Source organism: Herbiconiux liangxiaofengii, from assembly GCF_041927335.1.
GTDB classification, from domain to species: domain Bacteria; phylum Actinomycetota; class Actinomycetes; order Actinomycetales; family Microbacteriaceae; genus Herbiconiux; species Herbiconiux liangxiaofengii.
The window spans coordinates 260,596-275,575 of sequence record NZ_JBHFHD010000008.1 but is presented as its reverse complement, the minus strand read 5'-3'; the positions used below and the strand labels follow the sequence as shown (position 1 = coordinate 275,575).

Sequence of the window (14,980 nt, the reverse complement as noted above, 5' to 3'; positions counted from 1 at the left end):
GCGTCGAGCCTAGTGAAGGCGCGTGAACGTCAGTCGCTGAGGTTGTCGCTCAGAATTGTCAGCACCTCGGCGCGGGTGGCCGTGGCGGTGGGCCCGAGCCGGTCGGCCACGATCTCCACGAGCGACTCCAGCACGATCACGTGCGGGATGCGGGAGGTGTGCTCCACCTCGTGCCGGAAGCCCGCGTTCGCCGGCGCCACCACGAGCGCCACGTCGGCCAGGGCGCCGATGGGCGAGGTGGCGAACGACGTGATCGCCACGATCCCGGCCCCGGCGGTGCGCGCCGCCCGTGCCGCCTTGAGGCTGAGCTCGTTCGCCCCGCTGCCGCTGATGACCAGCACCAGGTCGTCGGGCCGCAGTCGGCTCACCGCGATCTGCTGACCGATCGGGTCGGCGATGTACTCCGCGGGCCGCCCGATGGCCGTGAGCCGCAGCGACAGGTCGAGCGCGAGCGGCGACGACAGCCCGCTGGCCACCACCACCAGGCGCCCGGCGTCGACGACGCGGCCCACCGCATCCTCCACCTCCGCCTCGGTGAGCACGCTCGCCACCCTCGGCAGGGCGGCGGCAAGGGCGTCGAGGTCGGAGCGCAGCCGGCCGAGCGCGCCCGGGCCGTGGTCGTTGCCGGCCGCCGAGCTCCCCGAGAACGCTCCCGTGCGCACCGAGCTCTGGGCGAGCTCCCGCGTGAGGGCCACCCGCAGCTGCGGATACCCGCGGTAGCCGAGCGTCTGGCACGAGCGGATGACGGTCGACCGCGCGACTCCCGCCCGGTCGGCGAGCTCCTGCGCGGTGATCTCCACCACGCCCTCCGGGTCGCCCAGGATGAGCTCGACCACGCGTCGCTCGCTGGGTTGCAGGGAGTTGACGACGGTGGCGATGCGCGTGGTGGGGCCCACCTCGTCACTCCACTGCACGAACCCGCACCCCCTCGGTGATCCGGCGGCGGATCGCCCCCGACACCGCGTCGATCGACATCGTGACGACGATCACCACGATCAGGAGCGTTCCCACCACCGACCACTCCCGGTACTGAGTGTAGGAGGTGAGCATGTCGCCGATGCCGCCCACCCCGATCAGACCGAGCACGGCCGAGGCCCGCACGTTGATCTCGAACCGGTAGAGCCAGAACGAGAGGAACTCGGGGCTCGCCTGCGGCCAGACACCCCACCGGATGAGCGACAGTGTGCCGCCACCCGCGGCCCGCACGGCTTCGAGCGGCCCTCCGTCGACCCCTTCGATCGACTCGTAGCCCCACTTGCCCAGGGTTCCGATGCTCGACACCGCGAGGGCGAGCGCCCCCGTGAGCGGGGTGAGCCCGGTAACCGACAGGATGATGATGGCGGTGATGATCTCGGGCACGGCGCGGATGGCCGAGAACAGGATGCGCAGTGGCCACCGCACGGCGACCGGGGCGAAGCCGCGGGAGGCGATGAAGCCGAGCGGCACCGACACCACGATGCCGATCACGGTGCCCACCCAGGCCATCTGCACCGACACCCAGGTCTGCTGCAGCGCCTGCGGCAGCTTCGACCAGTCGGGGTTCGAGAACATCAGCCAGAGGTAGCGCAGGATGTCGCCCGGCAGGTCGGAGAGGCGGTCCCAGGCGATGTCGGCCGACCAGAAGGCGGCCACCACCAGCACGGTGACGACGGTGACGGCCACGACCCGCCAGGGGCGGCGGGGCCGGACGGGAACGGCGAGGCTCATACGATCCTCTTCCTGATCTCGTTCGAGACGAGGTCGATCACGATCACGATCACGAGGATCTCGAGCACGATCAGCGAGAGCTGGTCGTAGCGGTAGAAGGTGCGCACGGCGTCGATCAGCAGCCCGATGCCACCGGCTCCCACGAGGCCCAGTACCGTCGAGGCGCGCACGTTGAGCTCGAGCACGTAGAGGGTCTGGTTGACGAAGGCGGGCAGCACGTCGGGCAGGGCGACGGCCCGGTTCACCTGGGTCTGGGTTCCCCCGGCGGCGCGGCCGGCCTCGAGCGGGCCGGCGTCGTTCGACTCGATGGCCTCCGACACCAGCTTCACGATGATGCCCACGTTGAACAGCACGAGCGCGATGATGCCGGGAAGCGCACCCACGCCCACCATGGCCACCAGCACCGAGGCGTAGAGCAGCTCCGGCACGGCGCGCACGATGTTCAGCAGTGTGCGCAGGATGCCGCGGGTGAGCCGGTTCGGGTTGGTCAACCGGGCGGCCCAGAGGCTGAGCGGCAGCGAGACGGCGGCGCCGACGGCCGTGGCGATGACGGCCATGGCGAGCGTCTCGAGCATCGGCTGCACGGTGCGCGGGAAGAACGACCAGTCGGGCTGCACCAGCTCGACGAGCTTGTCGGCGCCGTTCTGCCAGTTGCGGATGATGGCGTCGAAGCCGAACGCCACCCCCCACTGCGGGCTCATCGTGATCGCGGTGATCACCAGCACCACGACCAGCGCCAGCCACGGCTTCCAGCGCCCCGCGGGTCGCGGCGGGAGTTCGCGGATGCTCATCCGAGCGTGTCCTCGGGCCGGATGGCGCGCCCGTAGATGGCCTCGAACACGTCGTCGCTCGCGGTGGCGGCCGGGCCGTCGTACACGACCTCGCCCGCGCGGAGCCCGATCATCCGGTCGCCGTAGCTGCGGGCGAGGTCGAGCAGGTGCAGGTTGGTGAGCACCGTGATGCCCAGCTCGCGGTTGATGCGGCGCAGGTCGTTCATCACGCCGTGCGCGGTGGGCGGGTCCAGGCTCGCCACGGGCTCGTCGGCCAGCACGAGCTTGGGCTGCTGGGCCAGGGCGCGCGCGATGGCGACCCGCTGCTGCTGGCCGCCGGAGAGGGTCGACGCGCGATCCCACACCTTGGCCAGGATGCCGACGCTCTCGAGAGCCTGGTACGCGATCTCGCGGTCCTCCGCGGTGTGCAGGCCCAGGAAGGTGCGCCAGACGGGGGTGTGGGCGAGGCGGCCGACCAGCACGTTGTTGAGCACGCTGGTGCGGCGGGCCAGGTTGAAGCCCTGGAAGATCATGCCGATGTCGCCGCGCAGGGTACGGAGCCGGCGCCCGGAGAGCCCGTCGACGCGCACGCCACCCACCTCGATCTCGCCCGACGTGGCGGGCACGAGCCCGTTGATCGTGCGGATGAGGCTCGACTTGCCCGAACCCGACAGGCCGACGATCGACACCATCTCGCCGGCGTCGATGTGCAACGACACGTTCTTCAAGGCCACCACCCCGTTGGGGTAGCGTACGGTCACGTCACGCAGGCTCACGGCCCACGGCCCGGAGGCCGGCGCGAGTGCACCGGCCTCCGCGAGGGAGTGGTTCTCAGCCATCCGCTAGTTCAGGCCGAGGCTCTGGGCGGCGCGGGCCACCACGTCGAGCGAGGAGGGATCGGCGGGCGCGAGCTTGGTGATGGAGTAGATCGCGGTGAGGGCGGCGGAACCCTCGGGGGTGTTGGAGTAGTCGAGCAGCGCCTGGGTGATCTTGTCCTGCAGCTCGGGCGAGAGCGAGCTCGACACGGCCACGCCGTCGTTGGGGATCTCGTCGGTCATGGCGAACACGACGACCTTCTGGCCGACATCCGGAACGTCCTTGGCCACGATGGTGCGGGCGTCCCAGAAGCTGAAGCCCACCTCGGCGTCGCCGTTGTACACCGCGAGCACCGAGGCGTCGTTGGCGGTCACCGGGATCTGCTGGATGTCGTTGTCGGTGTCGATTCCGGCCTCCTTCAGCGCGAGCATCGGGTAGATGTAGCCGGCGGGCGATCCGGGGCCGAGCAGGGCCACCTTGGCGCCCTTGACCTTGGTGATCTAGTCCAGACCCTGCGGGCCCTTCAGGGCGTCGGCCCCGTTGCAGAACAGCATGCCGTCACGCTCGACCGGGGTGTCGTCGCAGTACTTGTCGGGGTTGTTGGTCATGAACTGGGCCGGGTAGGTGATGTTGCCGTTGCGCTCGGTCTGGAGCACCACCTTCGCGCCGTACATGTCGTTCGCCTGCCAGAGTTGCAGCGACGGCAGGAAGCCGATCTGCGCCTGGTCGGCGCCCATGGCCTCGACGGCGGCCTGGTAGTCCTTCGACACCACACCGGTCACCGGGATGCCGAGCTTCTCGGTGAGCATGTCGGTGAGCGGAGCCGCGGTCTCGACGAGGCCGTCCTGGTCCTGCGAGGGAACGAGGGCCAGCGTGAGCGAGGTGGGGTCGGCGGCCGGAGCGGCGGTGCCTGAGGCGTCGGAGCTCGACGAGCAGCCGGCGAGGGCGAGGGCGGCGACGGCTCCGAGAGCCAGGGCCGAGAGGGCGGTCTTCTTCATGGGCGTTCTGCTTTCCGTGAGGAGGGGGTGAGGGCGGGGAGTCAGGAGGAGGGGGCGGAGACGGTGCGGGAGGCCCCGGTCGAGGCGGCAGAGCGTGAGTCGCCGAGCCACGCGCGGATGGCGTCGTAGAGCCCGGAGACATCGGGGGCCGAGAAGGTCGGCCGGGCGCCGGCGGGCGGTTCGGCTCCGACGAAGGCCGTGCTGAAGCCGCGGTCGTGGGCGGGGGCGAGGTCGTTCACCCAGAGGTCGCCGATGCTGAGCAGACGCTCGCCTGGCCTGCCCGCCTCGGGGCCGGGGTCGACGCGGTCGAGCACCGCGTGCATCCCGCCCGGCTTGCCGGCGTCGGTGACCACGAGGTCGAAGCGGCCCGCGAGGCCGAGCGCCTCGAGCGCCTCGACGATGCGGATGTCGGGCGAGTTGGTGGCGAGCACGCGGAGGGCCCGGCCGTCGAGGTCGTCGAGGAAGCCGGCGAGACCTTGCGGTGCCGTGACGGGGGCGACGGCCCCGCCGAGCTCGGCGCGGCTCGCCAGGAAGGCCGCCGACAGCTCGGCGGCCGGAACGTCGTGCCGGGCGGCCAGGGTCTGCACGAGCGCATAGCCGTCGAGTGCGTCGGCGGAGCGGCCGACCCCGGGCAGGCCGGCCGAGACCTCGGCGTCGAAGCGGGCGCGGGCCTCAAGTGGCAGCGTCTCGGCCACGTGATGGGCGTAGCGCAGCACCGGCCCGTCTCCGAGGGAGATGGTGCCGTCGAAGTCGAACACGATCGTTCGGCCGGGGGTGTTCACAGGGGTCTCGTCTCCGCGCCCGAGGATCGTGTGGACGCTGCGTCCATGCTAGACAGCGACTATCGACGAAATGACCTTCTAAACGTGAACATCGTGTAAACGACGTCGGCCCGACCGCATCCGAGGATGCGACCGGGCCGACGAGGGATCGGTGCCGGGGCTCAGCTGAGCTGGTTGGCCTCGACCCAGGCGAGGTACTCGGGTGTCACGGTGCCGGTGACGTACTCGCCCGTGAAGCAGCTCATCTCGAGCTCGGTGACCGAGGAGCCCTGGGTGATGGCACGCTGCATGTCGGCCACCTCCTGGTAGATGAGGTGGTCGGCGCCGATGGCCTGGGCGATCTCGGGGATCTTGCGGTCGTGTGCCACGAGTTCGTGCCGCGACGGCATGTTGATGCCGTAGACGTGCGGGAAGCGCACGGGGGGCGCGGCCGAGGCGAAGGTGACCTTGTTGGCGCCGGCCTGCCGGGCCATGTCGACGATCTCCTTCGAGGTGGTGCCGCGCACGATGGAGTCGTCGACGATGAGGATGTTCTTGCCCTTGAACTCGCTCGACATGGCGTTGAGCTTCTGCCGCACCGACTTCTTGCGGGCGGCCTGCCCGGGCATGATGAACGTGCGGCCCACGTAGCGGTTCTTGTAGAACCCCTCGCGGTACTCGACGCCGAGCTTCTGCGCCACCTGCATCGCGGCGGGGCGCGAGGAGTCGGGAATGGGCATCACGACGTCGATGTCGCCCATGGGCGTGTACCGGGCCACCGTGTCGGCGAGGGCGTCGCCGAGCCGCAGCCGCGCCTCGTACACCGAGATGCCCGAGAGCACCGAGTCGGGCCGGGCGAGGTAGACGTACTCGAACGAGCACGGGATGAGCCGGGCGTTCGGGGCGCACTGCTTCGAGATGAGCTCGCCGTCGAGCGTGATGAACACGGCCTCGCCGGGCTCGACGTCGCGCAGGATGGTGTAGCCCAGGCTCTCCATCACGAGCGACTCCGAGGCCACCACGTACTCCATCTGCCCGCTCTGCAGCAGGCGGCTGCCGATGGTGAGCGGGCGGATGCCGAAGGGGTCGCGGAAGGCGAGCAGCCCGTGGCCGGCGATCATCGCGATGGTGGCGTAGGAGCCCTCGACGCGCTCGTGCACGCGCTCCACGGCGGTGAAGATCTGGTCGGGGTCGAGCGAGAGACCGGTGATCTGCGACTGCAGCTCGTTCGCGAACACGTTCAGCAGCACCTCGGTGTCGCTGCTCGTGTTCAGGTGGCGCCGGTCGATGCTGTAGAGCTCGTTGGTGAGTTCACGCGTGTTCGTGAGGTTGCCGTTGTGCACGAGGATGATGCCGTAGGGCGCGTTCACGTAGAACGGCTGCGCCTCCTGCTCCTGCGAGGCCTGACCCTGCGTGGCGTAGCGCACGTGGCCGAGGCCCATCGTGCCGAGCAGCGAGCGCATGTCACGGGTGCGGAACGCCTCCCGCACCTGGCCCTTGGCCTTCACGATGTGGAAGACGCTGCCCTCGGCGGTGGCGATGCCGGTGGAGTCCTGCCCGCGGTGCTGCAGCAGGAGGAGGGAGTCGTAGACGAGTTGGTTGACGGGCTCAGCCGAAACGATGCCCACGATGCCGCACATTGCAACGATTCTACCGTGCCCGAGAGCCCCTCTGCCGGTGCGTCTCCACCGCGCGGGGGAGGGCTATCAGACGAGAGCCGGATGTGCGCGGCCGGCCGCTCGGCGAGGCTCGATCCATGCACCCCACTCGACGCGAACCCCCGACATCCGCCGCCCGTCCCCACCGCTCGCCGCGCACGGCCGCCGTGGCCATCGCCGCCGTGCTGACGCTCACGGGAGGCACGCTCGCCGGCTGCGCCCCCGCCGCAACCCCGGCCACCCCGACGGCGAGCGTCGTGGCCACCCCGGTCGCCCTTCCTGACTCGCCGCTCGGTGAGCAGGCGGCCTGGGTGATCGCCGCCATGAACGAGGAGTCGTCGACTCTCGAGCAGGAACTCGGCGAGCGCATGACACCCGAGCTGCTCGAGGCGGCGCCGGCCGCTCAGTTGACCGCGATCTTCGCCCAGCTGCGGGCCGCCGCGCCGTGGACGCCCACCGCCGTCGACGACGGGGGCGACCAGGCGACCATCACCATCACCCCGGCGTCGGCCGAGGCGGCGGCCGCCGTGCCCGGCCTCGGGTCGAGCGGTGCGCTCGACCTGCAGATCGCGGTGGATGCCGCCGGAATCGTCTCGGGCCTGCTCTTCAGCCCCGCCGCCGCCGACCGCACCCCCGCGACGTCGTGGCAGGAGCTCTCCTCCGCTGTGGAGGGCTTCGCCGCCGACACCTCGATGCAGGTGACCGAGGTGACCGACGCCGGTGCCGATGCCACGCCCCTCCTGGACATCGGCGCCGACGAGTCCAAGCCCTCCGGCTCCATGTTCAAGCTCTACGTGCTCGGCGCGGTGGCCGACGCGGTCGCCGCGGGCGGCCTGAGCTGGGAGACGCCGCTCACCATCACCGACGACGTGAAGAGCCTGCCCTCGGGCGAGCTGCAGGACCGGCCGTCGGGCACCACCGTCACCGTGCGCGAGGCCGCCGAGAAGATGATCGCCATCAGCGACAACACCGCCACCGACCTGCTCATCGCCGCGGTCGGCCCGGCCGCCGTCGAGCAGTCGTTCGCCGACCTGGGCCACCACGACCCGGCCGAGAACACGCCCCTGCTCACCACGCGCGCCCTGTTCCAGCTGGGCTGGGGCGACGCCGCTCCGCGTGCCGCCTGGGAGGCCGCCGGGTCCGAGAGCGAGCGCCGCGCCGTGGTCGACACGCTTCCCACCGGTCTCGTGACCGTGCCGGTCGCCGACGTGACGACGCCCGTGTGGCAGGACGGCCTCGACTGGTTCACCACCGGCGACGACCTCGTGGCCGCCCACCTGGGGCTGCAGCAGAAGGCGGCCACTCCCACCGGTGCCCCGGTGCGCGAGATCCTCGCCATGAACAACGGCCTCGGCGACACCTTCGGCGACGAGTGGAGCTACGTAGCGTTCAAGGGCGGCAGCTCGATGGGCGTCCTGGCGGGTTCCTGGTACCTCGAGCGGGCCGACGGCCGCGCGTTCGTGGTGTCGATCCAGGGCTCCAGCGACGACCCGGCGGCGCTCGCCGACACCGCCACCTTCTTCGGCCAGGTCGGCGACGCGGTGGCGCTGCTCGAGAAGGAGTAGGACGACGGCTTCATTCATAGCCGGCTGATAAGCGCCTGCGAACCTGCGCATAATCGGCTTTCTTAGCGTCGAGGCGTGAAGATCGTCGAGAAAGTCAAACGGATGCGCGTGCGCACCTGGATCGTGGCGGGTGCGGCCCTCCTGCTGGTCGCGGGCGGGGGCACCGCCTGGGCGGTGGTCTCCGCCCAGGGGTCGCAGGCGGCGGAGACCGCTCCCGTCGCGCAGAACGTCGCGGCCTCGCTGGAGACCCTGGAGAAGACCGTCTCGGCCTCGGGCACCCTGTCGCCCACGGTGAACGAGGACGTCGACTTCGAGGTGGCCGGCACCGTCACCGCCGTGAACGTGACGGCGGGCAGCACGGTCGCGGCGGGCGACGTGCTCGCCACGGTCGACACCCTCACCGTGCAGGCCGCGGCGCTCGAGGCGCAGGCCGTTCTGGCCAAGGCCGAGGCCACCCTCGCCTCGGCCGAGGCCGACGACGACGGCACCGATGCCTCCGCCACGCAGATCGCGGCCGACGAGGCCGCGGTCGCCGTGGCCCAGGAGGACGCCGACGTGGCCGCCGCCGACGTGGCCAAGGCCACGCTCGTGGCTCCGGTGGCCGGCCTCGTGACCTCGGTGAACCTCGCCGTGGGCGACACGGTCACGGGAGCGGCGTCGGGCGGCACGTCGGGTGGCTCGACGTCGACCGGGGGCGCCACGTCGGGCGCGACATCCGGAACCACCACCGCCTCGACCGCGGCCTTCACCATCGTGGGCACCGACGCCTGGCAGGTGGCGGTGACCGTGGGCGAGACCGATGTGGCGAACGTGGCCGTGGGCGACCAGGTGGAGCTGTCGACCGACGACGGCACCGCCTTCTTCGGCACCGTGAGCGAGGTGGGGCTGCTGCCCTCGACCACGTCGGGCGCCGCCGCCTACCCGGTGACGGTGGCCGTGACCGGCAGCCCCGAGGGCCTGCACGACGGCGTCTCGGTGACCGCCTCCATCGTGTACGAGCGCCGCACCGATGTGCTCACCGTGCCCAGTGCGGCGGTGACGACGGATGCGGACGGCACCTCGACGGTGACGGTGGTCTCCGACGACGGCACCGAGACCCCCACCACGGTCACCGTGGGCGAGACCTCTGGCACCGTCGTGGAGATCACCGCCGGACTCGCCGAGGGCGACCTGGTGAAGGTGCAGCTGTTCCAGGGCGGCAGCGGGAACGCCGGCACGGGAGGCACCGGGCAGACGGGACAGCTGCCGGGCGGCGGCCAGCTGCCGGAGGGCTTCGACCCGAGCCAGTTCGACCCGAGCCAGTTCGGCGGGGGTGCCGGCACCGGCACCGGCGGCACCGGGGGCTTCCCCGGCGGCACGACGGGAGGCAACTGATGGAGCCCGTCATCCAGCTCACCGGGGCCCGCAAGGTGTACCGCTCGGGGGCGATCGAGTTCGAGGCCCTGCGCGGCGTCGACCTCGACATCGACCAGGGCGAGTACGTGGCCATCATGGGCCCCTCGGGCTCGGGCAAGTCGACGCTGATGAACATCCTCGGCTGCCTCGACACCCTCACGGAGGGCAGCTACCGGCTGGCCGGCCACGACGTCGACGACCTCGACGAGGTGGAGCTGGCCGAGATCCGCAACCGCGAGATCGGGTTCGTCTTCCAGCAGTTCAACCTGCTGCCCTCGCTCGAGGCGTGGCGCAACGTCGAGTTACCGCTGCTCTACGCCCGGGTGCCGGCGGCCGAGCGCCGCGAGCGCGCGGAACGGGCGCTGGAGCGCGTGGGGCTGGGGTCGCGTCTCGGCAACCGGCCGGGGGAGCTCTCGGGCGGCCAGCAGCAGCGCGTCGCGGTGGCCAGGGCGCTCGTGGGCGAACCCACGATGATCCTGGCCGACGAGCCCACGGGAAACCTCGACTCCGTGTCGACCCGCGACGTGCTGGGCCTGTTCGACGAGCTCAACGAGCTCGGCCGCACCATCGTGCTGATCACGCACGAGCTCGAGGTGGCTGAGCGCGCCAAGCGCATCGTCTGGGTGCGCGACGGGCAGCTCGGCGACGCTCCGGCAGCCGTGCCCGCGGCCACGGGCCTGAGCGCGGCGGCGGGTGCGGCATGAACTGGCCCGAGACGCTCACCACGAGCTGGGCGGCCGTGCGCTCGCACTCGCTGCGGTCGTTGCTGACGGTGCTCGGCATCCTGATCGGCATCGCCGCCGTGATCCTCACCGTGGGCCTCGGCCTCGGCACCCAGAAAGACGTCAGCGCCCAGATCTCGTCGCTCGGCAGCAACCTGCTGATCGTGGCGCCGGGTTCGAGCACCGACAGCTCGGGGGTGCGCGGCGGCTTCGGCACCGGGTCGACTCTCACGGCGGCGGATGCGGAGGCGCTCGCGTCGAGCATCAACGCCCCGGATGTCGCGGGGGTCGCCCCCGAGAAGAGCACCTCGCTCTCGCTCGAGGCCAACGACACCAACTGGACGACGACGGTCACCGGCACCACCGCATCCTGGATCGACGTGCGATCGCGCGAGCTCGCGGCCGGAACGTTCATCACCGACGACGACGTGGCCTCCTCGGCCGCCGTCACGGTGCTGGGTTCCGAGACCGCCACCGAGCTCTTCGGCACCACGAACGTGGTGGGGCAGACGGTCACGGTCGACGGGCGCAGCCTCGAGATCGTGGGGGTGCTGGCCTCGGCCGGCTCCGACTCCTCGTCGAACCTCGACGACCTGGCGGTGGTGCCGCTGTCGACCGCGGCCACCCAGCTGATCGGCGGAACCGACGCCGCCTCGGTGTCGACCGTGTACGTGAAGGCGGCATCCGACGACCAGCTCTCGGCCGCGTACCAGGAGACCGAGGCGGTGCTGCTCAACCTGCACGGCATCGCCGACGCCGACTCGGCCGACTTCACCATCAGCTCGCAGAACGCGCTGGTCGACACCGCGACCTCCATCTACCAGACGCTCACCGTGCTGCTCACGGGCATCGCGGCGCTGTCGCTGCTCGTCGGCGGCATCGGGGTGATGAACATCATGCTGGTGTCGGTGACCGAGCGCACCCGCGAGATCGGGCTGCGCAAGGCGCTCGGAGCGCCGCCGTGGGCCATCCGGCGGCAGTTCCTCGTCGAGGCCGCCATCCTCGGGCTCGCCGGCGGCCTGCTCGGTGCGGTGCTCGGCATCGGTGCAGCGCTCGCGCTGCCGGGCGTGATCGGCTCGTCGATCGTGGTGTCGCCGGCGGCCGTGGGGCTCTCCATCGGCATCGCCGTGGCCATCGGCCTCGTGTTCGGGGTGTATCCCGCCACCCGGGCGGCGCGCCTGGCGCCGATCGACGCGCTGCGCAGCGAATGAACCTCCTCCCTCTTTCCCCTCCCCGCTACCCGAAGGATCTGTCATGAAGAACTCCACCCGTCGAAACCTGTCCGTGCGAATCGGGGTCGTGCTCGCCGCGGCTAGCGTGTTCACGCTGTCGGCGTGCGCCTCCGCGGGCAGCGAGGCCGCCTCCGGTTCGGCGCCGGCCACCGCGGCTCCGGATGCCGGCGGTCAGCAGGGCAGCCAGGGCGGTGGCGGGGTCTCCGGAGAGATCGCGGCCATCTCGGGCTCGACGCTGCAGGTGCAGGACGACTCGTCGCAGACCGCCGTCACCTACGGCGACAGCACCACCATCACCCGAACCGTCACGGCGACGACGGCCGACATCACGGTGGGGTCGTGCGTGACGGCGGTGATCGGTTCGCCGGGCGACACGTCGACGACGGATGCCGCGACCGCCGCCGCCGGCACGGTCACCGTCACGGCGGCGGTCGACGGGGCCTGCGACGCGGGCTTCGGCTTCGGCGGCGGTGGCGGAGCCGGGGGCTCGCTGCCCGAGGGCATGACGCCGCCGACCGGTATGCCGGACGACGCCTCGGGCTCGCTGCCCGACGGAGTCGCTCCGACGGGTGCGCCGGAGGGCGGCATGGGCTCGTTCGGCGGCTTCACCAGCGGGCTGGTGACGGCCGTGTCGGGTGACACCATCACCGTCGACGCGACCTCGGCCGACGGCAGCACGGAGTCGTCAGAGATCACCCTCGACGGGTCCACCGTCGTCACGAAGACCGAGACCGCCGATGCCTCGGCGCTCACCGTGGGCGCGTGCGTGACGGCGATGGGCGACTCCGACGACAGCGGCACGATGGCCGCCACGGCGCTCGCCGTCTCGACGGCCGGTGACGACGGCTGCTCGACCCGCTCGGGCTTCGGTGGCATGGGCGGCCCGGGTGCCGGGGGCGGCGCCGGCGGCGGCTCGAACTCGGGCTCGGCCACCACCTCCAGCTCCTCCGGCTCCGGCACGGCCACCACCGGCGGCACCACGTCCTCCGCCGCGACCACGAGCGCCAGCTGATGGCCCGCGACGACCTGGCCGGCGACGACCTGGCCGGCGACGACCTGGCCCGCGACTTCGCTCCCGCCCGCAGCCCGAAGGCCGTGGCCCGGCGCAGGCGGCGCAACCGTCGCGTTCTCGCCGCCGGAGTGGTGACCGCCGTGCTCTGCGCGGTGGGCACCGGTGCCGCCTTCGCGCTGAACCAGGGCTCCGGCACCGCGTACCGCACGGCGATCGCCTCGCTCGGCACGGTCGACGAGACTCTCGCCCTGAGCGGCACGGTGGCCTCGGCCACCCGGCGCGATGCGGCGTTCCAGACGGCCGGCACGGTGGCCACCGTGACGGTGGCGGTGGGCGACACCGTCACGGCCGGCCAGATGCTCGGCACGCTCGACCCCTCCGACCTCGACGACGCGGTCACCGCGGCCCAGGACGCGGTCACCGCCGCCGAGGAGCAGCTGCAGACCGACCTCGACGCCCAGTCGTCCACCTCCACCGCCTCGTCGTCCTCTGGCTCGTCCTCCACGGGCTCGTCTTCCATGGGCACCTCGACCCCGGATGCCGCGACCGGCAGCCAGGGCACCGGTGCGCCCACGGGCACCGGCTCGGGAACGGGTGCCGGCTCTGGGACCGGCACCGGGTCCGGCGGAGGGTCGGGCGAGGCCGGCACCGGCACCGGCACGGGCGGCACCGTCGACACAGCGGCCATCCAGGCGGCGGTCGACGCGGTCACGGCGGCGCAGCAGGCGCTGCTCGCGCAGCACTCGGCGGCCCAGCTGGCCCTGGCAGCGACCCAGGAGACGATCACCACCTCCGACGAGGCCTGCCGCCCCTTCCTCGAGGCGACCCTCGCCGACCCCGACTCCGCCACCACCTCCGACCCCACCGCGGCCGACGGCAGCACCACCTCCGACGGCAGCACCACGACCGACTCCGGTTCGGCGACCGGCGCCGCCTCGGGCACGACGACCGACCCGTCCACCGGGGCCACGTCCGCCGCGGCCGACGGCTCCACGAACGACCAGCTCGACGACATCAAGGCCGACCTGGCCGCCTGCCAGAGCGCCATCACCGAGGTGCAGACCGAGCAGTCCACGGCGGACACCGCCCAGTCGGCCGTGCTCGACCTGATGACCCAGCTCGACGAGGCGGTCACCGCCCTGCAGTCCGCCGTGGCCACCGCCGTCTCCGGCGCGACCCCCGGCACCACCGCGGGCACGCCGACGCCCACCGCCACGCCGACCCCCGACCCGACGCCCACGCCCACCGCCACCGCGGATGCGGCCTCCGCCATCACCCCCACCTCCGCGGCACCGGCCGCCGGTTCCGCCACCGCCTCGTCGACCGGCACCACCGGCACCACCGGCACGGCGGTTCGGCTCGTATCCGCCGTCACCGCGACCGCCGTCCCGTCCGTCGTCACCGCGTCGGCCACCTCGGGCACCGTCGGCGCCACCCCCGACACCGGCACCACCAGCGGCACCGCCGGCAGCGGCACGACCACGGGCGCGGCCGGCGCATCCGCCACCATCACCGCCGCCACGATCGTCGCCGACCAGGCCGAGATCGACCTCGCCGAGGCCGAACTCGCCGTCGCGCAGCAGCAGCGCACCTCGGCCACCCTCACCAGCCCCATCGCGGGAACCGTCGCCGCCGTCTCGATCGCCGTCGGCGACAGCGTCTCGGCCGCCTCCACCACCGCCGTCATCTCGGTGATCGGTGACGACGGCTACCTCGTCTCGTCCACGGTCGGCCTCACCTCGGTGGCCAAGCTCGCCGTGGGCCAGACGGCCACCGTCACCACCGCCGGCGGCTCGACCTCGCTCACAGGGGTCGTCTCCTCGGTCGGCGTGCTCGACACCGCGACCGACTCGACCACCCCCTCCTACGACGTCACCGTCGCCATCGACCCCACCGAGGAGCGGCTGCTCGACGGCGCCTCCGCCCAGGTGGCGGTGGCCGTGGCGAGCGGCGACCAGGTGCTCACCGTGCCGACATCCGCGGTGCACCGCGACGGCACCGCCTACACCGTCGACGTGCTGACGGATGGCGAGTCGGTGGCCACCCCGGTCGAGATCGGTGCGCTGGGCTCCGAGCTCACCGAGATCACCTCAGGCCTCGACGAGGGCGCCGAGGTGGTGCTGGCCGATCTCGACGCCGACGTGATCGGCAGCACCACCGACGACAGCACGAGCACCGGACTGACCGGGCTCGGCGGCGCCGGATCGACCACCGGCACTCCGGGCGGCGGCCTGCCGAGCGGAGGGTTCACGGGCGGGGGCGCCGGCACGCGCCCCGGCGAGTAGTGCGGGTCTCCTGACCGGATGCCGGCTGCCCGTCGCGCCCGGGCGGGAGACGGTTCCGG

At 72.1% G+C, this 14,980-nt stretch carries 12 protein-coding genes and 1 pseudogene; 6 read left to right on the top strand and 7 right to left on the bottom strand.

The window, feature by feature from the left end; translation table 11 throughout:
- Positions 1 to 29: 29 nt before the first annotated feature.
- The 7 genes and pseudogenes from ACEXOR_RS07660 to purF all read right to left on the bottom strand — a co-directional run bounded on the left by ACEXOR_RS07660 (position 30) and on the right by purF (position 6,692).
- Entirely contained in the window at positions 30 to 914 is an 885-nt protein-coding gene (locus ACEXOR_RS07660; protein WP_374848886.1) for a MurR/RpiR family transcriptional regulator, read from the bottom strand.
- Entirely contained in the window at positions 901 to 1,707 is an 807-nt protein-coding gene (phnE, locus tag ACEXOR_RS07655) for a phosphonate ABC transporter, permease protein PhnE (RefSeq protein WP_374848884.1), read from the bottom strand. Before phnE (ACEXOR_RS07655) ends, ACEXOR_RS07660 begins: the two co-directional genes overlap by 14 nt.
- A complete protein-coding gene (phnE, locus tag ACEXOR_RS07650; protein ID WP_374848883.1) occupies positions 1,704 to 2,498 on the bottom strand; it encodes a phosphonate ABC transporter, permease protein PhnE in 795 nt (264 codons plus the stop codon). The genes phnE (ACEXOR_RS07655) and phnE (ACEXOR_RS07650) overlap by 4 nt, the downstream gene beginning before the upstream one ends.
- Entirely contained in the window at positions 2,495 to 3,316 is an 822-nt protein-coding gene (phnC, locus tag ACEXOR_RS07645; protein WP_374848882.1) for a phosphonate ABC transporter ATP-binding protein, read from the bottom strand. The genes phnE (ACEXOR_RS07650) and phnC overlap by 4 nt, the downstream gene beginning before the upstream one ends.
- A gap of 3 nt (positions 3,317 to 3,319) precedes the next feature.
- Positions 3,320 to 4,291 (bottom strand): annotated as a pseudogene (locus tag ACEXOR_RS07640) (phosphate/phosphite/phosphonate ABC transporter substrate-binding protein).
- Between the two features lie 41 nt (positions 4,292 to 4,332).
- Positions 4,333 to 5,073, bottom strand: a complete 741-nt coding sequence (locus ACEXOR_RS07635; protein WP_374848881.1) for an HAD family hydrolase — start codon at positions 5,071 to 5,073, stop codon at positions 4,333 to 4,335.
- 161 nt (positions 5,074 to 5,234) lie between these two features.
- Positions 5,235 to 6,692, bottom strand: a complete 1,458-nt coding sequence (gene purF / locus ACEXOR_RS07630) for an amidophosphoribosyltransferase (protein ID WP_374848880.1) — start codon at positions 6,690 to 6,692, stop codon at positions 5,235 to 5,237.
- A gap of 116 nt (positions 6,693 to 6,808) precedes the next feature.
- Here purF and ACEXOR_RS07625 point away from each other — a divergent pair, with 116 nt between their 5' ends.
- The 6 genes from ACEXOR_RS07625 (at position 6,809) to ACEXOR_RS07600 (ending at position 14,921) form a co-directional block, all read left to right on the top strand.
- Positions 6,809 to 8,275 carry a serine hydrolase gene (locus tag ACEXOR_RS07625; RefSeq protein ID WP_374848879.1) on the top strand — a complete coding sequence of 489 codons (1,467 nt, stop codon included), beginning with the start codon at positions 6,809 to 6,811 and terminating at the stop codon, positions 8,273 to 8,275.
- A gap of 75 nt (positions 8,276 to 8,350) precedes the next feature.
- Positions 8,351 to 9,649, top strand: a complete 1,299-nt coding sequence (locus ACEXOR_RS07620) for an efflux RND transporter periplasmic adaptor subunit (RefSeq protein WP_374848878.1) — start codon at positions 8,351 to 8,353, stop codon at positions 9,647 to 9,649.
- A complete protein-coding gene (locus tag ACEXOR_RS07615; RefSeq protein WP_374848877.1) occupies positions 9,649 to 10,374 on the top strand; it encodes an ABC transporter ATP-binding protein in 726 nt (241 codons plus the stop codon). The genes ACEXOR_RS07620 and ACEXOR_RS07615 overlap by 1 nt, the downstream gene beginning before the upstream one ends.
- A complete protein-coding gene (locus ACEXOR_RS07610; RefSeq protein ID WP_374848876.1) occupies positions 10,371 to 11,603 on the top strand; it encodes an ABC transporter permease in 1,233 nt (410 codons plus the stop codon). Before ACEXOR_RS07615 ends, ACEXOR_RS07610 begins: the two co-directional genes overlap by 4 nt.
- Positions 11,604 to 11,646: 43 nt before the next feature.
- Complete coding sequence (locus ACEXOR_RS07605) at positions 11,647 to 12,636, top strand: hypothetical protein (RefSeq protein WP_374848875.1); 990 nt, start codon at positions 11,647 to 11,649, stop codon at positions 12,634 to 12,636.
- A complete protein-coding gene (locus ACEXOR_RS07600) occupies positions 12,636 to 14,921 on the top strand; it encodes a permuted SH3 domain-containing protein (RefSeq protein ID WP_374848874.1) in 2,286 nt (761 codons plus the stop codon). Before ACEXOR_RS07605 ends, ACEXOR_RS07600 begins: the two co-directional genes overlap by 1 nt.
- The last annotated feature ends 59 nt before the right edge of the window (positions 14,922 to 14,980 follow it).